This is a genomic window from Streptomyces chisholmiae (assembly GCF_031845445.1).
GTDB classification, from domain to species: Bacteria; Actinomycetota; Actinomycetes; order Streptomycetales; family Streptomycetaceae; genus Streptomyces; species Streptomyces chisholmiae.
Genome location: NZ_JAVREO010000024.1, coordinates 55,298 through 77,150, shown reverse-complemented (window position 1 = coordinate 77,150; position 21,853 = coordinate 55,298). Strand labels below are relative to the sequence as shown.

Here is a 21,853-nt window from a genome sequence, read left to right as displayed (position 1 = left end):
CAGCGCGGTCCCTTCTAATTTACGCCTGTAGTCCAGCGTTGGGCGGCCGGGGCGCGGCGCGTCACCGAGCGTGATCGGGTGGGGGCGTCACCGGCGCTGACCGGTGGCGCTGGGAGCATGGGGCGCATGCTGTCGCTGAGCCTGAACGACACCGCGGCCCGCCTGTTGCACGGGCCGGCCGGACCGGCCGCGGCGCCGACCGACGGACTCGCGCCCGGGCTGCGGGCCCGCCTGGCCGGTGGGATCGTCCGCCGTGGGCCGGTCCTCACCTGGGCGGACTCCCCGGGCGACGCCACCGCCGCGCCCGGGCCCCATCCCGACCTGACCGGCTGGGAGTGCGCCGACAGCGCGCTCCACCTGACCGACCTGGTTCCCGTCGAGGTCGCCCTGGTGGACGACGTGCCCCAGCTCGACCCGGCGGGCCAGCGGCTGCTGCTGCGGCAGGGGCTGGGCCTGGCCCTGGGGTTCGGCGAGCTGGTCCGCGGCCTGGGCGCCCCGGCGCGGGTGCGCTGCGTCCTCGGGGTGAACGAGACCGGTGGCACGTTCCGCTTCCACCAGGTCCGCGCTGGTGAGTCCTGGCACCACCCCGACCTCGACGGCTACCACCCCGAAGCGGTCTGCGTGCTGGAGGCGGCGCCGGCCGCCGGCTGAACTGGTGCCGAACCGGGTGGACGGCAGGGGGAACATCCGGGGCGCGTGAGCGGCCATGGGCGCCGGGGTGTACGCCGGGGTGCGCGGTATTGTCCACGCCGCGCGCTGCATTGTTCTGTCTCTCGCTCCTACGCTTCCCGCACTGGCCGTCGCCGCTCGGGAGAGCCCCCGCGTCGCGAGGGCCGGCCACCGGTCGACGGGGGCACGTTTCGGGAGCCGCCCCGCCCCGTGCCGACCACCGCCGTCCCGCGGCGCGACGTCCTGTCGCCGCGGGGCGGCCACCCCCCACCGCGGCTCCCGGTCTGGAGAGATGACCCGATGGCACGAACCCGTGGTTTCGGAGGCACCCGCCGGCGGCACGCGGTGCTGGCCGCCTCACTCGCCGGTGTGACGTCCGCCTGGTTGCTCACCGGGGTCGGCAGCGCCGGCGCCAGCGACGGCACCGAGCAGACCCTGGCCGAGGACGCGATCTACGTCGCCCCGGACGGCACCGAGGACGCGGCCGGCACGGAGGCGGACCCCACGACGCTCACCGCGGCGATCGACCGGGTCGCCGCCGGCGGCGCCATCTACCTGCGCGACGGCACCTACGACTTCGCCGAGACCGTGACCCTGGAGCCGGGCAACGACGGCACGGCGGACGCCCGCACCACCCTGTCCGCCTACCCGGGCGAGACCCCGGTGCTGAACTTCTCCGCCCAGGACGAGGACCCCGCCAACCGCGGGCTGGCCGTCAACGCCTCCTACTGGCACGTCTACGGCATCGTCGTGGAGCACGCCGGCGACAACGGGATCTTTGTCGGCGGCAGCAACAACATCATCGAGCGCACGATCACCCGCCACAACCGCGACACCGGCCTCCAGCTCTCCCGGATCGCCTCCGACACCCCGGAGAGCGAGTGGCCGGCGAACAACCTGATCGTGAGCGCGGTGTCGCACGACAACGTCGACTCGGACGGCGAGGACGCGGACGGCTTCGCGCCCAAGCTGACCGTCGGCGCCGGCAACGTGTTCCGCTACACCGTCTCCCACAACAACATCGACGACGGCTACGACCTCTACACCAAGTCGGACACCGGCCCCATCGGCGCGGTGACCATCGAGCACTCCCTCGCCTACGAGAACGGCACCCTCAGCGACGGCTCACAGGCCGGCAACGGCGACCGCAACGGCTACAAGCTGGGCGGCGAGGACATCGGCGTGGACCACGTCATCGAGGGCAACATCGCCTACGACAACGGCAAGCACGGCTTCACCTTCAACCGCAACACCGGCTCGATGGACGTCACGGGCAACGTCAGCATCGGCAGCGCCGAGCGGAACTTCAACTTCGACGGCGGCTCCTCGGTGTTCCGGGACAACGTCTCCTGCGACAGCGGCTCCAACGACCGGACCATCGGCGACGTGGACGACTCCAACGCCTTCTGGTCCGGCGAGAACGGCCCCGCCTGCGCCTCCTACGACGGCGCGCTGGAGTGGTCGTTCGCCGACGACGGCAGCCTGGTGGTGACCTTCGGCGGCACCCGCGTGCTGGGCTGACCCAACCGACTCGCCGGCCGGCCGTCCACCGCCCCCGGGCGGCCGGCCCGGCGGGGCTCGCCCGGTCACCCGCAGGCGGGCGGCCGGTAGCGCTCCTGGGCCAGTGGGTCGCGGACGCTCCCCGGGTCCCGGGCGACGAGGACGTCGGCATCGTCCTCCGCGTCGTACCAGAGCAGGACGGTGCCGCCGACCACCGGCGCCTGGGCGACCTCGGTCAGCAGCTCGCCCGTCGCCACCAGCGTGCCGCGCGGCGTGTGGAAGCGGGCCCGCACGGTGAACCGCGGCCGGTCGCCGACCCACAGCGGCACCTCGACGGCGAGCACCTCGGCGCGCACCCGCGTCCCGTGCGCGCGCAGCCGGGCCACCCGGGCACGCCGCCGGGCGAGGCCCTCGACGTCCCGGGTGAGCCGGCCGACCAGCACGGCGGTGACGCAGCCGCAGGCCAGCCCGAGGGACCAGACCAGCGCCGCGCCCAGCGGGTCTCGGAAGCCCGGGGTGGCGGCGAACGCCCCCAGCGCCACGCCGCCGAGGACCGCGTTCCGGCCGGGCGCGGCGAACGCGTCGGGGGAGCGTTCCCAGGTGGGCAGCCGGTCCAGCACGGACTGCGCGAGGAGGGCCAGCACGACGCAGCCGAACACCAGGGCCGTCGCCGTGCCCTCGGCGAGTTCGGGCCAGCGGGTGCCGGCGGGGAAGAGTTGCCAGGTCTCCTCCTCGTCCGCGAGCAGGTGCGCCAGCACGCTCCAGGTGGCCACCGCGGCGGGCAGGCAGACCAGCCCGAGCAGCGTGCCGGTCAGCGCCCAGCCGGCGGCCGGCGGCCCCAGCGGCGTGGGGGTGGGACGACGGGCTGGTCTGGCGGGACGCGGCATGGCACCTCCGGCGGCGTCGGCTGGCCCGGCCAGCCTCGCGCCGGCGCCCCGGCTACCGATCACAGGATCGGCGGCCGGGGCGCGGCGGCGGGGGTCAGTGCGTCGCGTCGGTGGGGCGGACGTCCCGCGGCACCCAGCGCCAGGCCACCGCGGCGGCCACCAGCGTCAGCAGCGCGCCGGCCAGGATCGCCGGCGTCATGGCCTGGGTGAACGCGTGTGTGGCCCCCACCAGCAGCTGCTGGCCCGCCTCGCCGCCCAGCACGTCGGCCGCGTGCGCCGCCTCGCCGATCGAGTCCCCGGCGGCCGGCCCCGCCTCGCTCCGGTAGAGCGCGGCGGCCAGGCTGCCCAGCGCCGCGACGCCCAGCGCCGCGCCCAGCTCGTAGGACGTCTCGTCGATGGCCGCCGCCCCGCCGACATGCTCCTGCGGGGTGACCGCCATCAGCGTCACCGACGCCGTGGTGGTCGCCACCCCGACGCCAAGCCCCATCGCGGCCAGCGCGACGGCCACCCCCGGGTAGGTCAGCGACCAGCCCTGCTGGAGCAGCCACGGCGCGGCCAGCCCCAGGCTGGTCAGGACCAGCCCCCAGGCCATCACCTGCCGCACCTGGTAGCTGTGCATCAGCCGCGGCGTCACCACCGAGCTGACGATCAGCGCGATCGGCATCGGGAGCAGCCGCACCCCCGCCTCGAACGGGGAGTAGCCGTTGGCGTACTGGAACCACTGGGTCATCAGGTACATCACCGCGCCCAGCGCGATCATCGCCAGCAGGATCGAGACCACGGCGACGGCGAACGCGCGGTCGGCGAAGAGCCGCACCGCCAGCAGCGGCCGGACGCCCGTCCCGCCCCGGGCCAGCCGCAGCTGGCGGCGGACGAAGAGCACCAGGACCGCGGCCCCGAGCGCCAGCAACAGCCAGCCGAGCGGGGAGCCCACGCCGCTCTTGCCGAGCTGCTTGATGCCGCCGACCAGCGCCACCATGCCGACGAACGACAGCCCGACGCCGAGCCAGTCCCAGCGCCCGGTGTGCGGCGCCCGCGACTCGGGCAGCAGCCACAGCCCGACGCCGACCGCCACCACCGCGACGGGCACGTTCAGCAGGAACGCCGAGTGCCAGCCGTGGTGCTCCACCAGCAGGCCGCCGACCACGGGGCCGAGCGCCATCCCGCCGCCGATCACCGCGGTCCACACGGCGTAGGCGAAGGCCCGCTCCTTGGGGTCGGTGAAGACGTGCCGCAGGATCGACAGGGTGGACGGCATGATCGCGGCGCCGCCGACGCCGAGCAGCGCCCGGGCGGCGATCACGTGCCAGGCGGCCGTCGCCAGCACGGCGGCCACCGAGGCCACCGCGAAGATCACGAAGCCCGCGACCAGCAGCCGCTTGCGCCCCAGCCGGTCGCCGAGCGCGCCGGCGGTCACCAGCAGGCCGGACAGCGCCAGCGCGTAGGCGTCGATGATCCACAGCTGCTCGACGGAGTTGGGCTGGAGGTCCGAGACCAGGGAGGGGAACGCGACGTTGAGGACGGTGGTGTCCATGGCGACGAGCAGCAGGCTGCCGCAGAGGATCGCCAGGATGCCCCAGCGGCGGGCGTGCACCCGCTGTTCTTCCGGGGTGCGGGTGGTGGTGCGGGTCACGGCTGTTCCTCAGTGGCTTTCGGTCTGGTTGCCGGTGCGGTAGGTGGTGGTGACGAGCCGGCGCACCTCGCGGCGGCCGAACTGGCCCTCGTCCACGCCGTAGGCGGCGGATTCGAGCAGGCCCCACAGGCTGTGCCAGAGCCAGGCGGCGGGCAGGTCGGGACGCAGTCGGCCGAGCCGCTGCCCGTGCGCGAAGAAGCGCAGCGCCCGCTCGTCCTGCGCCCGGACGTCGGCGCTCAGCTCCGGGTCGGCGAGCAGCTGCGGCTCGTAGCAGGTGAACCCGTAGAGGTGGATGGCGGGCGCGAGCCCGTCGATGAACCGGTCCAGCGCGGGGTCGAACGCCTCGGGAGCGGCGTCCGCCGGCAGCTCGGCCTCGGCCAGCAGCTCGTCGACCACGGCTATGGAACGCTCGCCGACCGCCCGCAGCAGCGCCTCCCGGGTAGGCCAGCGCCGGTGCAGCGTGGCCCGGCTGACGCCGGCCGCCCGGGCGACCTCGCCGAGCGCGGCGCTGCGGTTGCGCGAGAGGTGCTGGGCGGCGGCGTCCAGGAGGGCGGAGTCGCTCGGCAGCACCTGAATCACATCCTCATCTTGTGAGACAAAAATGTATCACGGGGTGCCGCCCCACCCGGCTCGGTGGGCCGGCACGGCCGAGCGGACCACGCCGGGTGGCGGGCGCGGGTGGCCGTGGTCCGATGGGACAGCGAGACGCGTTCCCCCGGGCCGAGGAGGTGAGCCGCGGTGCCGCGGCAACCCGACGACGCTCCGGCGGGGTGGCGCCCGCGCTCACGCGGCCGGCTCAACCGCTGGTGGGCGGCGGCCCTGGCGATCGTGCTGGCCGTCTCGGTCGTCCTGGTCGTCACCCGCCGGCACGACCTGACCGAGGCGCTCCACCTGATCAGCCGGGTCCGGCCGCCGGACCTCGCGGTGCCCCTCCTGCTGGAGACCCTCTCCCTGGTCTGCTTCGCGGCCGTCCAGCGGACGCTGCTGCGCTCGGGCGGCGTGCGGTGGAGCCTGCCGCGGGTGACCGGCTTCGCCGTCGCCGGCAACGCCATGGCCGGCACCCTGCCCGGCGGCACCGCCTTCGCCGCCCTCTGGGGCTACCGCCAACTCACCCGCCGGCTGGTCGAACCCGTCCTCGCCGGCGTGGTGCTGGCGGTGACCGGCGCCCTCTCCGGGCTCGCGCTGCTGCTCCTGCTGGCCGTGGGCGCGGTCACCGCCGGGGCCCTGGTGGGCCCGGTGCTTGGCGCGGGGGCCGGCCTGGCCGCGCTCGCCCTCATGCTCCTCCTGCTCGCGCGGCTGGCCGGCCCCAAGCTTGCCGCCCGCCGCCTGCTGGCCGCCGGGGGCCGGCGCTTCCGGCGGCTCCGACGGGCCGAGGACGCGCTGACCCGGGACGTCGACCCGCGCGCGGCCGGCGGCCACGGCGTCCTGCTGTCGGTGTGGCTGCGGCCCTTCCTGTGGGCCCTGCTCTACTGGCTCTGCGACGCCGCCTGCCTGGTGGCCTGCTGCTGGGCGTTGGGCATCGGCCCGCCGTGGCACTCGCTGCTGCTGGCCTACGCCCTCGCCCAGGTCGTGGGCAGCCTCCGGGTCACCCCGGGCAGCCTGGTGGTCTTCGAGACCAGCCTGAGCACGCTGCTGGTCGCCCACGGGCTGCCGTCCAGGGAGGCGATCGCCGTCACCCTGCTGTACCGGATCTTCAACTACTGGCTGCCGCAACTGGTCGGCTGGGTGTGCTGGGTCGCCTTCACCGCGCGGGGTCGCCACCGCCCCGCCGGGACCCGCTGAGCCGGCCACCGCCCCGCCGGTGCGCGCTTGGCCGGCCAGCCGACCTGCCGTGCCAGGTTCCTCACCGTGCGCGTTCCCCGGGTGACACTGGGTCGCATGGCGCGACGGGCGGACAGGGCAGGGGACGGGGACGACGACGCGGCGGACGTCGGGGGCATGCCCAGCCCCTCCGCGCTGCTGCCGCCGCTGGACGCGGAACAGGTCGAGGTGCTGCGCCGGGTGGGCCGCGAGTGGGGCCGGGTGACGGGTGACCCGGCCGCCTGGCGGCGGGCCCTGCCCGTCTCACCCGACCTCGGCGGCTTCCCCGCGCCCGGCGAGATCCGGCCGGCCGCCCTCGGCCGGCACGTCCGTATCTCCTCCCTCGGCGGCGAACCCTCCGCCATCGAGCTGACCGAGGGCGACGAGGCCGGCCCCGGCCGCCGGGCCAGAGCCGCCCGGCTGCTCCGCCGGGCCGTGCTCGGCATGCCGCTGCGCAGCAGCGCCATCGCCAGGGAACGGCTGCGGAAACGGGTGGCCCTGCCGGTGCTCTCCGCCGACGCCCTCTCCTCGGTCGCCTACGGACCGGAGGCGCTGCTCGCCGTCCTGCTCCTCGCCGGGGTCGCCGGCCTCGGCTACACCTCGCCGATCGCGGCGGTCATCGTCGTGCTGATGGTGGCCGTCGGCCTCTCCTACCGGCAGACCATCCGCGCCTACCCGCACGGCGGCGGCTCCTACCTCGTCGCCAGCGCCAACCTCGGCCGCACCCCGGGCCTGCTGGCCGCCGCCGGCCTGATGACCGACTACGTGCTGACCGTCTCGGTCTCCGTCGCCTCCGGCGTCGCCGCCATCAGCCCGGTCTTCCCCAAAGTGGCCAACTCGCCCGTGCCACTGGGTGTGTTGGTGATCCTGCTGCTGCTCGCCGGGAACCTGCGCGGCGTCCGCCAGGCCGGCCGGCTGTTCGCCCTGCCCACCTACGCCTTCGTGCTGGCCATGTTCCTCCTGGTGGGCGTGGGGCTGTTCCAGGCGGCCGGCCACGGCTTCACCCCCGAGGCCACGCCGCACCCGCCGGCCACCGAGGCCGTCACCCTGTTCCTGGTGCTGCGCGCGCTGGCCTCCGGCTCGACGGCGATGGCCGGCATCGAGGCCATCTCCAACGCCGTGCCGATCTTCCAACCCCCGGAGTGGCGCAACGCCCGCACCACCCTGACCATGATGGTCTCCCTGCTGGTCGTCCTCTTCGTCGGCATCATCACGCTGGTCCACCTGACCGGCGTGATCCCCCACCACCACGAGACGCTGCTCTCCCAGCTCGCGCACCACGTCCTCGGCTCGGGCCCGGCCTACGTCTTCGTCCAACTCGCCACCGCCAGCGTGTTGTTGCTCGCCGCCAACACCGCGTACAACGACTTCCCCCGGGTGCTGTTCCTGCTCGCGCGGGACTGGCACGCGCCCCGGATCTTCCTCCGTCTCGGCGACCGACTCGCCTTCAGCCACGGGATCATCGTGCTCACCGTGGCGGCGCTGGTCATCTTCGTCGCCTTCGGCGGCCGGACCGCCGCCCTGATCCCGCTGTACGCGGTGGGCGTCTTCCTCGCGTTCACCCTCTCCCAGACCGGGATGGTGGTGCACTGGCACCGCGCCCGCGGCCGGGTCCACGACCGGCACCGGCGGCGCAGCCTGCTGCTCAACGGGACCGGCGCGGTGCTCGCCGGCATCGTCTTCGTCGCCGCCGTGGTCACCAAGTTCCTGGCCGGCGCCTGGGTCGCGGTGTTCACCATCGGGGGCTTCCTGCTGCTGGCCAAGCGCGTCAGACGGCACTACGACCGGGTCGGCGAGGCGCTCCGGCTGCGCCCGCACGCCTTCGACCTGCCCACCGCCGGCTCCCAGGTGCCGGCCCCTGAGGCGGAGCCGGAGACCGGCCCGGAGACGGGGACGGGGACCGGCCAGGCGACGGAGACCGCGACGGACGCCGAGACCGAGGAGGCCCCGGAGCAGATCCACCACCTCTCCGTGGTGCCCGTCGCCGTCCTCGACCTCGCCGGCATGCGGGCGCTGGCCTACGCGGCGGCCCTGCGCCAGCCGGTGCTCGCGCTGCACATCAGCCCCAGCGACGAGGAGGCGGAGCGGTTCCGGGAGAACTGGCGCGAGTGGGGCGACCACCTGCCGCTGGAGGTCGTCGTCACCCCGTACCGGGCGATCGTCGCCCCGCTGATCGACTACCTGGAGGTGCTGCACCGGCAGCGGCCGGACCTCACCATGACGGTGATCCTCCCGGAGATCGTGCCCCGGCGACGCCGGCACCGGCTGCTGCACAGCCGCGTCGCCGGCCGGCTGCGCCGGGCCCTGCGCACCCTCCCGAAGATCGTGGTCACCACCGTGCCGTTCCACGTCGAGTGACGCCCACCGCCCGGCCAGCCGCCGAGACACGGCCTCGTAGCGCACCCGGGCACGGCCAGGCAAGGACGGACTTCCCCCGGTCCTAGCACCTTTGAACGATGGTGCCTTCGGGAGTGGGGTCGCGGTTAAACCGCCTGCCCCGCCCGAGTCGTGGTGAACTTCCGGCGGCGCGCCGTGCGGCCGGCGTGGGCGACGCGCGCGATGGTCCGCACCGCTCCCGTGAACGCACCGGCTTCCTCGGCACCCGCACGAACCGAACCGTTTCTTCAACTTGCCGAGCCACGGCGAGAGATGCGGCGCACGGCCAGTCAAGTGAAATAGCCGGGCGCCTGGCCGGCGGCTTCCCGCCGGCCCGTTCCGCTCACCTATCGTTCCCGGCGTATTCGCGCCCGCGCACCACATCCGGCGATACCGGAATTCCTGGTGGACGCGCGTTCCCGGCAGGTCGAGAACCTGCCGCTTCGGCAGGACGAACGGAGAATCCCCCATGTTTCACCAGGCTCCGGCACGCCGGCTGCGCCGTGCCCTGTTGGGTGTGGCCGCCCTTGCCTCGACCGTCACGCTGCTCGCTGGTCCGGAAACGGCGTCCGGCGCCCCGTCGTCCGCCGCCCCGATGGTGGCGGCCGGATACTGCGGTGATCCCACGACGCCGGCCGGCATCGAGGGAAACCAGGGAATTCCGACCGAGAACCAGCAGAAGTTCCAGGCGTTGGTCACCAAGGAGCGCCAGTACCTTGTCGATGTGCGGCCCACCAACGTGAAGTCGGTCCCCTTCCTCAAAAACCGGACTGGTCTCCCCAAACCCCAGGAGGTCAAGGCCAAGACGATCAACGCGCTGGATGTCCAGTTGGGAGCCCAGGCCGGGATCACCGAGGCCGACCAGGGCAAGGTGGGCTACTTCAAGCCGGTCATGCCGGAAGGGCCGTCGTCCGACCCGCTCACGAAGCGGTTCCAGCAGCGCGACGACGAGTTCAGCTACCTCGCCGGGGACATGCAACGGCTGGTGGCCAGCGGCGAGTTTCGCGTCACCCACGGGGTGGTCGAGCGTCAGGACCCGGCGGGCGGTGGGTTCAAGCCGCTGGTGGGCGACCACGACGTCTTCGACATCCGGAACCTCCAGAGCCAGGAGGTGAGCATGCCCGAACACGACGCGCTGATCCAGGAGATGCGGGCGGGCGACATGGCCGTGATGCACGGCGCCCACATGTACTGGATCACCAAGAACGCGCACGAGGAAGAGATGAAGCAGCAGATCATCCAGGCGCACAGCGCGCCGAACGGGGAGAAGCTGGTGCGGTTCATCCCCAACGCGCAGCCCCGGCTGGTGTTCGCCGCCGAACCGCTGTGGTGCGCCTGACGGTGGACGCGACCGACCCCCGGCCCGTCTCGGATCCGCACCTGGTGACGGCCCGGGCCCGGCTGGTGGCCGCCTGCGCCGCCGGCGCCGGGCAGCTCGGCGGGGCCGAGGCCCGGGCCGCCTACCGCGCCTGGCTCCCGGAGGTCCCCGTCGCCAGGTGCCCGGCGAGCGGCCGACTGGTGACCTGGCCGCTGGACCAGGTGGATCTGGACGGCCCCTGGTGGAACGTCGACGCCCCGGTGCGGCGGCTGCCGGCCGAGCCGCCGGCGGCGTGGCTGGCCATGACCGGGGCGCTGCGCCTCGACCGGTCCGCGCTGGCGGTCGCCCCGTTCCGGGCCCGGCCGGGCCCCGGTGTGCCCTACGTGCTGCCCCGGCTGCTCGGCCTCCCCGGAGTCCGGGCGGTGCTGGGCCAGTTGGCGGTCGGCCCGCACACCGCCTGGGTGACCAGCTACTTCGGCTCGGTGCCGCCCGGCACGGAGTTGGCGGACCTGTGGGGCCAGGACAGCTACCCGGTGTGGCGGCACGGCCGTTGGCAGGGCTGGGCCGCGGCCGGGTTCCGTGCCGAGGACAACGACCACGACCTGCTGCCCTGGCTGCGGCGCGGCAAGCTGTGGTGGATCGCGCCCGGCGACCGGTCCTGGACGCCGCGCCAGGGGCTGGACTGCCCTTTCCTGGGGTTGCCCGGAACGAGGGAGAACCAGGTCGTGCGGCGCGGCGAGGTGTGCCACCCGCCGCGCTAGGGATCGACCGGCGGGTACGCCGGGCGCCGGATTTCCGGATTTCGCTGTCGAACCGTTGCCAGGCGATGGGATTGACGGTCGATTCCGTTCACCGGGACGAGGGACTCCCGTCCTCCCCGGGCGGCGGGACAATGGAGGGCCTCCGTCAGGACCCATGGAAAGGGCGATGTGAAGTACTACAACCTGTCCCCGGTGCGCGATATGGATCTTCCCTTTGCCGCGCTGCCCACTCAGACGATCGACGGTCACCAGGGTATTTCTATGGCCCGGTTCAAGGTAGTCGCGGAAGTGGCGGGATTCAAGACCCTCTGGAAGCTCACCCTTCTCAAGGGGGTGGTCAAGAGTGCCCCCTTCATGCAGCAACTCCACGATCGCATCGACCATTTCACCGCCATGCGGGAGGAGCACGGCGGGAAGATCAAGACAGCCGATTTCCAGCAGGCGAAGGAGCTGCTGGACGGCCTTCGGTCGAACCAGATCGGCCATTCCGCGCAGAGTCAGGAGCGGCATCCCGGATTCGACACCTTCTGGCAGATCTTCTGCTGGCTGCCCGGGAATCTCTTCGAGGGCCCGGCCATGCGGGCCGACGACCAGCGGGGGAATTTCGAGGACGGGGCCGCGCCCATCGTGGGCCAGGCCAGGTACGACCTCCTCAAGGCCATCAACTCCAGCATCGCTTTCGAGAACATCGACCCGGCCTGGGCCTCGTTGCGGCAGATCCTCGACAGCACGGACCCGGTGGCCTTCAAGGCGGAGCAGTGGGAGTGGGACCAGGCCGCGGACAGCCCCCGGATCAAGGCCGGCGGCTGACGCCGGCGCATCCGGCCGATTCGCACTCGGAGGCGAGTGGTCACTCGCTTCCGCGTAACTCGTATCAACAGAGCGCGTCCGCCTGGACACGTTGTGCGAGCATCGGTGCCGCGTGAGCAACTCCCCATCGATCGTGCGGAGTTGTCTCGGTCGGGCAGCCCGGCCCGCGCGTGGCCCAGCGGTACCCCACGAGTCCATGAGGAGGCCTCCATGGCCGACGTCTACACCCTCACCCTGCACAACAACTCGCAGCAGCCGAACTTCAGCCTCGCCGTCTACACGGTGTTGCCCGTGCAGGGAACGACCTCCACCCACCCCCTGGCCTGGCTGGCGAAGCCGGTGAACCACGGCAACACCGTCATCTGGCAGTGGACCCTCCAGTACTCGGTCAAGTTCATGACCCGGGGCTGCCAGAACGGCGCCGTCTGGACCGAGAGCCGCTCCCTGGACGTCTCGCCGCTCTCCGCCAAGCAGAACGCGGCGCTGCTCTCGTACCCCAACGGCGACTACGACTTCAACCTGGCGCCCGACACCCACCCGGTCGACCCCGGCGCCGTCTACATCGACACCGACGCCCGGATTCCCCCGTGGACCCCGGCCAACGGTCCCTCGGTGGGCCTGGGCATCCTGGCCGGCGAACAGGGCCACGACGCGACGCCGGTCCCCGCGATCGTCGGCGACAGCGGTCCCAACCTGCAGCACTCCTTCCAACTCCATCCCACCTACTACATCCAGGCCGGCAGCATCGTCCAGGGCACGATGGCCGACCTCGCCACCGTGACGCGTTTCCAGGAGGTGGTCTTCAAGGACGGCGCCCACGCCGCCGAGTGGACGCTCAACCCGGACAACACCTGGACCGAGGGCAAGCCGCAGCGGCCCTGACGGCGCCGGACGCCGCCGACCGCCCCTGAGTGTCCGCCGAGTCCGAGGCGTTGACCGCCGCCTATGGACGGGCCGACCCCCGCCCGGGCTCGGCGGCGCCGCCCGGCCCGAACCGACCGGAGAGGGAGGGGCGTTGGCCCAGACCTACACGCTGACCCTGCACAACCGCTCCACCCAACCCGGCTTCGACTTCGTGGTCTACGCGGTCGTCCCGATCCTCAGCGGGCTCCAGGGGGCGCGGCCGGACGGGTCGGCGCCCGGCCGCGCCCGCCGGGAGAACGCCCCCCGGAACTTCCCGCTGGCCTGGCAGGCCCGCCCGGTGCCGTACCAGGAGAAGACGGACTTCTGCTGGAGCCTCGACTACTCCCTGGTTTACGCCTCGGTCGGGTGCCGCGCGGGCGCCGCCTGGTCGGCGGCGCAGGCGCTGCCGGTCAGCGCCGACGACCGGAACCAGAACACGGCCCAGCTCACGTACGCTGGCGACGCCTACGTGTTGTCCCGCAAGCGGCCCGGGCGCCCGCCCGACCCGCCCGAGACCTACCTGGAGACCAGCGCGACGGTGCCGCACTGGAGTCAGGAGAACGGCCCCTCGGTCGGCGTGGCGATCACCACCGGCCCAGCTGGCAGGTCGACCCCGGCCCTGGTCACCGACAGTGGCCCCAACCTGCTCCACGTCGCCACCCTGCGACCGGCCTACTACATCTGGGCCGGGCAGCAGGACCCGGGAACCCAGACGGATCTCGCCACCGTGCTCGGCCACCAGCAGGTCACCTTCGACGACGGAGCGGTCACCGCCGAGTGGACGCTGGACGCCGACAACCGCTGGATCGAAGGGGCGCCGCCACCCGGCCCGGGGTGAACGTCCCGACGGAAGCCCCGGCCGGGGCCGTTGGCGCCGCGGATAAGCTGCACCGCATGGTGGAACCACGGCCGAGGGGCGCGCGCGAGGGGAAGAAGCCGCCGACCATCCACGAGGTCGCCCGGCTGGCGGGGCTGTCCCACCAGACGGTCTCGCGCTTCCTGCGCAAGGACCCCACCATGCGGCCGGAGACCACCCGCCGGGTGGCGGCGGCCGTCGCCGAGCTGGGCTACCGCCCCAACCTGGCCGCGCGGAGCATGCGCACCCGCCGGACCGACCGGATCACCGTCATCCTGCCGGGGGCCGTCGAACGGATGCCGACCCGTGTCCTCGGCGGCGCCGCGGCCGCCGCCCGGGAGGCCGGCTACCTGCTGGACGTGGTCAGCCTGGAGGGCGACGCGGCCGCCCGCGCCGAGCGGCTCCGGGCGCTGCTCCAGCCGGAGAACACCGACGGCATCCTCTCCTTCACCTCCCTCACCGACGACTTCGACGGCGAACTGGCCGGCGCCCCGGTGCCGGTGGTGGTGGACGGCGCCTACGACGACAACATGCGGTCGCTCGGTCCGTTCGCCGAGGCGTCGATGGGCGCCGAGCTGATCCGGCACCTGGCGGACCTCGGGCACCGCCGGTTCGCGCACGTCGCCGGCCACCCCGACTGGCCGTCGGCGCGGGCCAGACGCGCGGTCTACGAGGCGACCGTCGCCGAGCTGGGGCTGGAGTCGCGGGCCGTGGTCGAGGGCGACTGGAGTGCCGGGTCCGGTTGGGAGGCGGCCACCGGGGTGCTCGCGGACTGCGGGGCGACCGCGGTCTTCGCGGCCTCCGACCAGGTGGCGTTCGGTGTGATCACCGGCTTCCAGAGCATCGGGTTGCGGGTGCCCGAGGACGTGAGCGTCTTCGGCTGGGACGACCTGGAGCTGAGCCGCTTCTTCCGGCCCTCGCTGACCACCGTCGCGGTGGACCGGGAGCGGCAGGGCCGGGACGCCGTGCACCGGCTACTGGCCGTGCTGCGCGGCGAGTCCGGCGCCGCTGGCCCGCTGGCCCACTTCAACCGCGTCATCCTGCGCGACTCCACGGGGCTGCCGCCGGCCGCCGACGCCCGGCGCCGGCGGGGTGCCCCGCCCCGGGGCCGCAACCGGCGCCCGACGCCGGACGACCCGAACCGCGCCTGAACCCGGGCCGGCCCGAACCCCACCCGCGTTCTGCACCCCGCCCGGAGTCCGGGCCTCCGTCGGCCCCGTCGGCCCGCCGGCCCGAAACTGAGCCCCGTCGGCTCCGCCCCGAGCCTGCGCCGGCTCCGCACCCCGGCTGTGCCCGCGCGCCCGGCGGGCCGGAACACCCGCGCTCCCGCTCCGCCCGCCGCCCGCCGCCTGCCGGTAGTCGGCCGTCGGCCGAGCGCCCCGAACCCAGCCCGGAGCTCGCCGAGAACCTGCTGCGCGGAACCTTGTGTGATCGATCACCTGGACCTAGAGTCGCGCCACACCGGCGCCGTGTTTCCGCTGGGAAGCCCACGCGCGCGCCCTCCCGCAGGAATCGAGAGCGGAGAACTCTGCCATGAGGGTCACCACACCACGTCGGCTCGGGCGAGCCGCACCGACCACCGGGGTCCCGGGATGAGCGCGCTCGGCGAGTTCCGCTCGCTGAGCCGGTCGCGGCGCCGGGCCGGGGCGGCGGACCAGCGCGAACAGCACCGCGACAACAAGGCCGCCGCGTTCTTCCTGGCGCCCTGGGTGGTGGGACTGCTCGGCATCACCATCGGCCCGATGATCGCCTCGCTCTACCTGGCCTTTACCGACTACAACCTGCTCCAGGACCCGGAGTTCACCGGCCTGGACAACGTCAGACGGCTGCTGTCCGACGACCGGCTGGTCGAGTCGCTGAAGGTCACCTTCACCTACGTGCTGGTGGCCGTGCCGCTCCAACTGGCGGTCGCGCTCGGGCTGGCCGTCCTGCTGGACCGGGGCGTGCGGGGCCTGTCCCTCTACCGGTCCATCCTCTACCTGCCGTCGCTGCTGGGCGCCAGCGTCGCCATCGCGGTGCTCTGGCGGCTGGTGTTCGGCACCGAGGGCCTGGTCAACGCGTTCCTCGCGCTCTTCGGGATCGAGGGCCCCGGTTGGGTCTCCGACCCGGACACCGCGCTCGGCACCCTGATCATCCTGCACATCTGGACCTTCGGCGCGCCGATGGTGATCTTCCTCGCCGGACTGCGGCAGATCCCGCGCGAGCTGTACGAGGCGGCGTCCACCGAAGGGGCTTCCCGCAAGCGGCAGTTCTTCTCCATCACGCTGCCGCTACTGAGCCCCATCATCTTCTTCAACCTGGTGCTCGGGCTGATCGGTAGCTTCCAGTCCTTCACCCAGGCGTTCATCGTCTCCAACGGCACCGGCGGCCCGAACGACTCGACGCTGTTCTTCTCGCTCTACCTCTACCAGGAGGGCTTCACCAGCTTCCGGATGGGCTACGCCTCGGCGCTGGCCTGGCTGCTGCTGATCATCATCGGCGTCTTCACCGCCCTGAACTTCTGGGCCTCAAAGTATTGGGTCTTCTACAATGACTGACGCGCTCAAGGCCGCCGGGCCGGACGAACCGCCCGTCATATCCGAAGCCGCCGCCCTGGTCCGCGGAAAACGTTCCCGGCGCCGCGTTCGGACCGTTCTCAAGCACGGCGTGCTGGTCGCCGTCTGCCTGCTGATGCTCTACCCGCTGCTGTGGATGGTGGCGAGTTCGCTCCGGCCGAACAGCGACATCTTCACCAGCTCGGGGCTTTTCGTCGACACCTTCGACTTCGACCACTACCCGAACGGCTGGGACGCGCTCAGCTACCCGTTCAGCACCTACCTGCTGAACTCGTTCCTGGTGGTCCTCGGGTCGGTCATCGGCAACCTGGTCTCCTGCTCCATGGCCGCCTACGCGTTCGCCCGGCTCGACTTCCGGGCCAAGCGGCTGACCTTCGTGCTCATGCTGCTCACGATCATGCTGCCGATCCACGTGCTGATCATCCCGCAGTACGTCTTCTACGCGCAGCTCGGCTGGATCAACACCTACCTGCCGCTGATCGTGCCGAAGTTCCTCGCCACCGACGCGTTCTTCATCTTCCTGATGGTCCAGTTCATCCGGGGTATTCCCCGGGAACTCGACGAGGCCGCCCGCATCGACGGCGCCGGCCATGTGCGGATCTTCGGGCAGATCATGCTGCCGCTGATGATCCCGGCCCTGGCGACCACCGCGATCTTCACCTTCATCTGGACCTGGAACGACTTCTTCACCCAGCTGATCTTCGTGACCAAGCCCGACCTCTACACCGTTCCGGTGGCGCTGCGCTCCTTCATCGACGCGCAGTCCACCTCCGATTTCGGGGCCATGTTCGCGATGAGTGTCGTGTCGTTGATCCCGGTGTTCCTGGTGTTCCTGTTCGGCCAGCGGTTCCTGCTTCGCGGCATCGCCACCACCGGCGGCAAGTAGCCGGCGCCACAGCCGGACACCAACAGCCAGAAAGGGGAGTGAAGATGACGACCTCACGTGGGCGGCGGACGGCGCGCGCCGGCCTGGCCGCCGGCACCAGCGCGGTGGTCCTGGCCAGCTGCGGGGTGGGCGCCAACCCGGTGATGAACCCGGAGTTGTCCGAGGGCGAGGTGACCATCACCGTCAACTGGTGGGGCGCCGACGCCAGGACCCAACAGACACTCGAAGCGCTGGAGTTGTTCGAGGAGGAGTACCCCAACATCAGCGTCGAGCCGCAGTACTCCGACTGGACCGGCTACTGGGACCGGATGGCGACCACCACCGCGGCCGGCGACATGGCCGACGTCTCCCAGTTCGACCAGCTCTACCTGGCCTCCTACGCCGAGCGCGGCGCGCTGATGGACCTGGCCACCGTCACCAACATCCTGGACCTCTCCGCGCTGGGCGAGAACGTGCTGGACACCGGCCGCGTCGGTGACGCGCTCTTCGCCGTCCCGACCGGCGCCACCACCAACGGCATCCTCATCAACACCACCCTCTTCGAGCGGCACGGCGTTCCGCTGCCCGACACCGCCGACTGGACCTGGGACGAGTTCGAAAGCGCCGCGATCGAGCTGACCGAGGCCTCCGGCGGCGAGGTGAACGGGGTCTCGCCGTTCGGCGGCGACTCCTTCAGCCTCACCACCTGGGCCCGGCAGCACGGCGACCAGCTCTTCGACGCGGACGGCGAGGTGGCCATCGACCCGGCGACCCTGGCCGCCTACTGGGAACGGGAACTCGACCTGATCGACAGCGGCGCCGCCCCCTCGGCCGGGCACCTCAGCGAGGTGCAGGGTCTGCCGCTGGACCAGACCGACCTGGTGACCGGCCGGACCGCGATGGGCTTCATCCCGGCCGGCCAGTTCGTCTCCTACCAGTCGGCGGCCCCCGACTTCGACTACGCGCTGGCCAACTGGCCGACCGACCCGGACACCTCGGAAGGTTTCCAGTACCTCAAACCCACCATGTACTGGGCCGCCGCCTCCACCTCCGAACACCCGGCGGAAGCCGCGCTGTTGCTCGACTTCCTGACCAACGACACCCGGGTCGCCGAGCTGTTCGGCCTGGACCGGGGCGAACCCGCCAACCCCGCGTTCCGGGAGGCCGTCGAACCACTGCTGGACGAGCCGGGCCGGGAGTCGCTGGCCTTCACCGAGGCGATGTCCGAAGAGGTGGGCCCCACCCCACCCATCACCCCGAACGGCGCCAGCCACATCGAGAACCTGCTGGTCCGCTACAACCAGCAGGTGCTCTTCGACGACGCCACCCCTCAGGAGGCGGCGGACGACCTCCTCAACGAGCTACGCGACTCCATCAACGCGGCGGGCTGACCCGGCCGGGCCGCTCAGGGGGTGGACGGGAGGTGTGTCGCCTGACGCACCAGTCGGTGGAGTTGAGCCGGGGCGTCCGTGATGCCCAGGGCACCCAACTGCCCCGCTCGGTCCTTGCGTGCCGGGGTGACCCGGCTGGTGTAGAAGATCACCGGGCCCGAGTAGCCGCCGTTCGCCCGTAGGTATGCGACGTCGGTGAAGCCCGCCTGCTGGTCCGGGCCACGGGTGACGTCGGAGATGAGCAGAGCGGGGGTCTCCGCGCGGAGTTGCCGCTCGGCTTCGGACCGGCTCCTCACGACGGTTACCTGGGCGCCGGACCAGCGCAGCTGCTCGGCCTCGAACTCGATGTTCTCTGGGGAGTCGTCGACCCACAGGATCCGAGTCGGACGGAGCAGCTCGCTGGCCTCCGCCTCGGACGGGTCAGCGGCGAGATGGGGGTAGGCGGTGGGTGGCGGATTTCGTGCGGGGGGCTGTTGCCGTAGCTGTCGGATCAGCTTGTCGGCGTGCGGCAGCTCCATCAGGTCCTCGATCAACGAGGTGAATCCGCGATCGGCGGCCAGCGCCGGGAAGTCGGCGGGTAACAGGGACTCCAACTCGACCAGGGAATCGGCCCAGGTGTCGGGGGCCTCCTCGGAGGGCGGGCGCATCTCGTGCCGGGTGAAGAAGTCCGCCACCTCGACGGGGCCCGCGTCGTCGTCCGGTAGTTGTCGTAGCACTCGCCGCACCTGGCGGTAGGCCCGGAACTCGGCGACGACGTCCCCGTGGGACGCCCCGGGGCGCACCAGCATGCGGTAGAAGTCCGGGTAGAGGTCCTGGAGCAGCAGCACCCTGACCACGGCGTCGACGATCCGCGGCTGAAAGTCCCGCCACAGCGGGTTGAGCGTCATCTCCAGGACGAAGCCGTTGACCAGCTTCTTGATGGAGCGCGGATTGCGGCCGGAGCGCTCGGCGAGCAGCGCGGCCAAGTCGGCGTCGAGCAGCGAGCGAATGCCGGACTGGTGGGCACAGACGCTCACGAACTCCTCGATGTCGGCGTCACCGGGGCCGGGAATCCGGTAACTCGTCTGCAGGATCTTGTCCATGAACGCGGAGCCGGCGGGGGTCAGATCCCGCAGCATCCCGCCGGGGGTCAGCGCCGAGCGGTCGCAGCCGATGACGAAGGCGAGCCCCGGCACGTCCAGGTAGACCTTCACCGCCTCGCCAATGGCCAGCACGGTCTCCGCCGAGCAGCGGTCCAGGTCGTCGATGAAGACCACCAGCAGCCGTCGTGGGGCGAGTGGGGTGGCCTCGGCCCACTCGGTCGCCAGCTCCCGGATGGCGTCCCGCATCTCGTTCCGGGACTCCGGGGTCGCCGACAGCGAGCGCCACAGGGCGTCGGCCAGGCCGGCCACCCCGAGTGGCCCGGCGGCCAGCAGGGCCAGGCTCCGTAACACCCGTACCAGGGCCCGGTGTTCGGTGAACTTCGCCAGGGCGCGGCGCAGCGCCCGGCGGTCGAAGCGGGTCAGGACGGACTTGATGATCCCTTCCAGGGCGTCGGTGCCGGTCGCGGTCCAGGCGTTGTACCAGACGGTGTGCACGTCGGGGGAGCGCGTCAGCTCCGCGTCGACCAGCCGCATCAGGCTGCTCTTGCCGGTGCCCCAACCTCCGTCGACGGTCAGGGTGAGTGGGGTGGCCTCCCGGGAGGCGACCAGCAGGGCGGCCAGCCGCTTCGCCGCGCGGCCGGCGCCCAGCAGGTCGGCCTCGGCGGTCGCCACCGGCTCGTCGCTGAGCAGGGTGAATCGCTCGGAGTCGCGCTCCGCCATGGCCGGCTCCTTCCCGTGCGTTCATGGCAGTGTGCCCCATCCTGGTCGCTCCGCGTGGCGAGTTGGCCACGCCGCCGATGACCTCGCCGGACCGTCCCCGGTCCGCCGGAGCTGTTCGGTCGGAAGTCCCCGGAATCCAACGAGTTGGGGTGCGCAGGCCACAGGTTCGGACAGGAAGGGACGGAGGTGGACCGGGGGGCGCGGGAGTCAACAGAAGTGGGCGCCGGGGGTGTCAGGTGAGCAGGTCGGTGAGGGGGCGGTGGTAGGTCAGGCCGGGGCGGCCGTCGAGGGTGGTCCCGCCGGTGGTGGTGAAGCCGGCGCGGGTCAGGACCCGCTGGGAGGCCGGGTTGTCGAGGGTGGTCGCGGCCCGCAGGGCGGTCAGGCCGTAGTCGCGGGCGGCGAGGCCGCACACCGCCTGGACGGCCCGGGTGGCCAGGCCGCGGCCGGTGGCCCGTTCGGCGATCCGGTAGCCCAGCTCGGCGGCGCCGTCCGCCACGTCCACCAGGTTGACCCGGCCGAGCACCGCGCCCGCGTCGTCCAGCAGCAGGTGGAAGTGGCAGTCGCCGGCGGCCTGTTCGGCGAGCAGCGCGCGGTGTCGCGCGGCGAAGTGGGCGAAGTAGTCGTCCCCCCGGTCGGGGACGGTGGTGGCGAAGAAGGCCCGGTTCTCCCGTTCGAAGGCGAGCAGGGCCGGGGCGTGGTCCGGGCGGAGTGGGTGCAGCAGGGGCATGCGGCCTGACGGTAGCCGCCCGGCCGGCCGCACCGCACGGGGATTGCGTCGCACCGAACGGGGACGGACCGGCGCTGGGCATCCGGTCGGTGGCATGGCAGCATCGGGCTGTGACCAGCACCGACTCCTCCGCCCAGCAGCTGCGCGAGCTGGCCCGGCTGCGCCGGGTCAGGGACCGGATCGACCGGGAGTACGCCAAGCCGCTGGACGTCGAGGCCCTCGCCCGTGGCGTACACATGTCGGCGGGCCATCTCAGCCGGCAGTTCCGGCTGGCCTACGGCGAGCCGCCCTACGCCTACCTGATGACCCGGCGCATCGAGCGCGCGATGGCACTGCTGCGGCGCGGCGACCTCAGCGTCACCGAGGTCTGCTTCACGGTCGGCTGCTCCTCGCTCGGCACCTTCAGTACCCGCTTCACCGAGCTGGTCGGGGTGCCGCCCAGTGTCTACCGCCGGCAGGCGGCCGATGCCACGGCCGGCATGCCGTCCTGTGTGGCGAAGCAGGTGACCAGACCGGTCAGGAATCGAGAAGCGCCCGCCGGGAGCCGCGCCTAGCGTTGGTCCCATGCAGATCACCATTAACGCGAGCTTCCTCCCGCAGGACGACCCGGAAGCCGCGCTGGCCTTCTACCGCGACACCCTGGGCTTCGAGCTCCGCAAGGACGTCGGCTACGAGGGGATGCGCTGGCTCACCGTCGGCCCGCCCGGCCAGCCGGAGACCTCCATCGTCCTGCACCCGCCGGCCGCCGACCCGGGCATCACCGAGGACGAGCGCCGCACCATCACCGAGATGATGGCCAAGGGCACCTACGCCAGCGTGCTGCTGGCCACCCCCGACCTCGACGGCACCTTCGCGCGGCTGGCGGAGAGCGACGCCGAGATCGTCCAGGAGCCGACCGACCAGCCGTACGGCATCCGGGACTGCGCGGTCCGCGACCCCGCCGGCAACATGGTCCGCATCCAGCAGGCCGGCTGAGCCGCCGCCCGGCCGGCGCCCGCCG

The 21,853-nt window shown here is 72.5% G+C and carries 20 protein-coding genes; 15 read left to right on the top strand and 5 right to left on the bottom strand.

The features are described from left to right. The first annotated feature begins 126 nt into the window (after positions 1-126). Together RM844_RS28450 and RM844_RS28445 are read left to right on the top strand one after the other, a co-directional pair. Positions 127-651, top strand: a complete 525-nt coding sequence (locus RM844_RS28450; protein WP_311670288.1) for a hypothetical protein — start codon at positions 127-129, stop codon at positions 649-651. Positions 652-969: 318 nt separating this feature from the next. Beyond that, on the top strand, positions 970-2,190 hold the full coding sequence (locus RM844_RS28445) for a right-handed parallel beta-helix repeat-containing protein (protein WP_311670287.1): 1,221 nt from the start codon (positions 970-972) through the stop codon (positions 2,188-2,190). 65 nt (positions 2,191-2,255) lie between these two features. Here RM844_RS28445 and RM844_RS28440 read toward each other — a convergent pair whose 3' ends face one another. The 3 genes from RM844_RS28440 to RM844_RS28430 all read right to left on the bottom strand — a co-directional run bounded on the left by RM844_RS28440 (position 2,256) and on the right by RM844_RS28430 (position 5,268). After that, on the bottom strand, positions 2,256-3,056 hold the full coding sequence (locus RM844_RS28440; protein ID WP_311670286.1) for a hypothetical protein: 801 nt from the start codon (positions 3,054-3,056) through the stop codon (positions 2,256-2,258). Between the two features lie 94 nt (positions 3,057-3,150). Beyond that, positions 3,151-4,689: an MFS transporter gene (locus RM844_RS28435; protein WP_311670285.1), complete on the bottom strand. Its 1,539-nt coding sequence runs from the start codon at positions 4,687-4,689 to the stop codon at positions 3,151-3,153. 9 nt (positions 4,690-4,698) lie between these two features. Beyond that, entirely contained in the window at positions 4,699-5,268 is a 570-nt protein-coding gene (locus RM844_RS28430; RefSeq protein ID WP_311670284.1) for a TetR/AcrR family transcriptional regulator, read from the bottom strand. A gap of 159 nt (positions 5,269-5,427) precedes the next feature. On the opposite strand from RM844_RS28430, the gene RM844_RS28425 reads away from it, so the two are divergent. The 11 genes from RM844_RS28425 to RM844_RS28375 all read left to right on the top strand — a co-directional run bounded on the left by RM844_RS28425 (position 5,428) and on the right by RM844_RS28375 (position 18,324). Next, the gene (locus RM844_RS28425; RefSeq protein ID WP_311670283.1) at positions 5,428-6,471 is read left to right on the top strand and encodes a lysylphosphatidylglycerol synthase transmembrane domain-containing protein; all 1,044 of its coding nucleotides are present in this window, start codon (positions 5,428-5,430) and stop codon (positions 6,469-6,471) included. Positions 6,472-6,567: 96 nt separating this feature from the next. Next, positions 6,568-8,847, top strand: a complete 2,280-nt coding sequence (locus tag RM844_RS28420; protein ID WP_311670282.1) for an APC family permease — start codon at positions 6,568-6,570, stop codon at positions 8,845-8,847. Positions 8,848-9,334: 487 nt separating this feature from the next. After that, complete coding sequence (locus RM844_RS28415) at positions 9,335-10,204, top strand: hypothetical protein (RefSeq protein WP_311670281.1); 870 nt, start codon at positions 9,335-9,337, stop codon at positions 10,202-10,204. Positions 10,205-10,206: 2 nt separating this feature from the next. Further along, entirely contained in the window at positions 10,207-10,944 is a 738-nt protein-coding gene (locus RM844_RS28410; RefSeq protein ID WP_311670280.1) for a hypothetical protein, read from the top strand. Between the two features lie 168 nt (positions 10,945-11,112). Further along, complete coding sequence (locus RM844_RS28405; RefSeq protein ID WP_311670279.1) at positions 11,113-11,754, top strand: hypothetical protein; 642 nt, start codon at positions 11,113-11,115, stop codon at positions 11,752-11,754. 210 nt (positions 11,755-11,964) lie between these two features. Beyond that, entirely contained in the window at positions 11,965-12,636 is a 672-nt protein-coding gene (locus tag RM844_RS28400; RefSeq protein WP_311670278.1) for a hypothetical protein, read from the top strand. A gap of 133 nt (positions 12,637-12,769) precedes the next feature. Then, the gene (locus RM844_RS28395; RefSeq protein WP_311670277.1) at positions 12,770-13,495 is read left to right on the top strand and encodes a hypothetical protein; all 726 of its coding nucleotides are present in this window, start codon (positions 12,770-12,772) and stop codon (positions 13,493-13,495) included. Positions 13,496-13,551: 56 nt separating this feature from the next. Next, a complete protein-coding gene (locus tag RM844_RS28390) occupies positions 13,552-14,664 on the top strand; it encodes a LacI family DNA-binding transcriptional regulator (protein ID WP_311670276.1) in 1,113 nt (370 codons plus the stop codon). A gap of 441 nt (positions 14,665-15,105) precedes the next feature. Then, a complete protein-coding gene (locus tag RM844_RS28385; protein WP_311670275.1) occupies positions 15,106-16,050 on the top strand; it encodes a carbohydrate ABC transporter permease in 945 nt (314 codons plus the stop codon). Next, positions 16,043-16,954, top strand: a complete 912-nt coding sequence (locus tag RM844_RS28380; protein WP_311670274.1) for a carbohydrate ABC transporter permease — start codon at positions 16,043-16,045, stop codon at positions 16,952-16,954. The genes RM844_RS28385 and RM844_RS28380 overlap by 8 nt, the downstream gene beginning before the upstream one ends. Before the next feature lie 44 nt (positions 16,955-16,998). Continuing rightward, positions 16,999-18,324, top strand: coding sequence for an ABC transporter substrate-binding protein (locus RM844_RS28375; protein WP_311670273.1), 1,326 nt, complete (start codon positions 16,999-17,001; stop codon positions 18,322-18,324). Between the two features lie 14 nt (positions 18,325-18,338). On the opposite strand, the gene RM844_RS28370 is transcribed toward RM844_RS28375, so the two are convergent. Together RM844_RS28370 and RM844_RS28365 are read right to left on the bottom strand one after the other, a co-directional pair. Continuing rightward, the gene (locus RM844_RS28370) at positions 18,339-20,126 is read right to left on the bottom strand and encodes a P-loop NTPase fold protein (RefSeq protein ID WP_311670272.1); all 1,788 of its coding nucleotides are present in this window, start codon (positions 20,124-20,126) and stop codon (positions 18,339-18,341) included. 232 nt (positions 20,127-20,358) lie between these two features. Continuing rightward, a complete protein-coding gene (locus RM844_RS28365) occupies positions 20,359-20,853 on the bottom strand; it encodes a GNAT family N-acetyltransferase (RefSeq protein ID WP_311670271.1) in 495 nt (164 codons plus the stop codon). Positions 20,854-20,963: 110 nt separating this feature from the next. Between RM844_RS28365 and RM844_RS28360 the strand changes: the two genes are divergently transcribed. Next, on the top strand, positions 20,964-21,407 hold the full coding sequence (locus RM844_RS28360; protein WP_311670270.1) for a helix-turn-helix transcriptional regulator: 444 nt from the start codon (positions 20,964-20,966) through the stop codon (positions 21,405-21,407). 10 nt (positions 21,408-21,417) lie between these two features. Next, positions 21,418-21,828 (top strand): VOC family protein, encoded by a 411-nt coding sequence (locus RM844_RS28355; RefSeq protein WP_311670269.1) that lies wholly within the window; start codon positions 21,418-21,420, stop codon positions 21,826-21,828. Positions 21,829-21,853 lie beyond the last annotated feature (25 nt).

What these genes read in the sequence shown, in the direction of transcription:
- RM844_RS28450 (WP_311670288.1), top strand. Translation starts at nt 127, where the DNA reads ATGCTGTCGCTGAGCCTGAACGACACCGCGGCCCGCCTGTTGCACGGG.
- RM844_RS28445 (WP_311670287.1), top strand. Translation starts at nt 970, where the DNA reads ATGGCACGAACCCGTGGTTTCGGAGGCACCCGCCGGCGGCACGCGGTG.
- RM844_RS28440 (WP_311670286.1), bottom strand. Translation starts at nt 3,056, where the DNA reads ATGCCGCGTCCCGCCAGACCAGCCCGTCGTCCCACCCCCACGCCGCTG.
- RM844_RS28420 (WP_311670282.1), top strand. Translation starts at nt 6,568, where the DNA reads ATGGCGCGACGGGCGGACAGGGCAGGGGACGGGGACGACGACGCGGCG.
- RM844_RS28415 (WP_311670281.1), top strand. Translation starts at nt 9,335, where the DNA reads ATGTTTCACCAGGCTCCGGCACGCCGGCTGCGCCGTGCCCTGTTGGGT.
- RM844_RS28400 (WP_311670278.1), top strand. Translation starts at nt 11,965, where the DNA reads ATGGCCGACGTCTACACCCTCACCCTGCACAACAACTCGCAGCAGCCG.
- RM844_RS28390 (WP_311670276.1), top strand. Translation starts at nt 13,552, where the DNA reads ATGGTGGAACCACGGCCGAGGGGCGCGCGCGAGGGGAAGAAGCCGCCG.
- RM844_RS28385 (WP_311670275.1), top strand. Translation starts at nt 15,106, where the DNA reads ATGAGCGCGCTCGGCGAGTTCCGCTCGCTGAGCCGGTCGCGGCGCCGG.
- RM844_RS28380 (WP_311670274.1), top strand. Translation starts at nt 16,043, where the DNA reads ATGACTGACGCGCTCAAGGCCGCCGGGCCGGACGAACCGCCCGTCATA.
- RM844_RS28375 (WP_311670273.1), top strand. Translation starts at nt 16,999, where the DNA reads ATGACGACCTCACGTGGGCGGCGGACGGCGCGCGCCGGCCTGGCCGCC.
- RM844_RS28370 (WP_311670272.1), bottom strand. Translation starts at nt 20,126, where the DNA reads ATGGCGGAGCGCGACTCCGAGCGATTCACCCTGCTCAGCGACGAGCCG.
- RM844_RS28365 (WP_311670271.1), bottom strand. Translation starts at nt 20,853, where the DNA reads ATGCCCCTGCTGCACCCACTCCGCCCGGACCACGCCCCGGCCCTGCTC.
- RM844_RS28355 (WP_311670269.1), top strand. Translation starts at nt 21,418, where the DNA reads ATGCAGATCACCATTAACGCGAGCTTCCTCCCGCAGGACGACCCGGAA.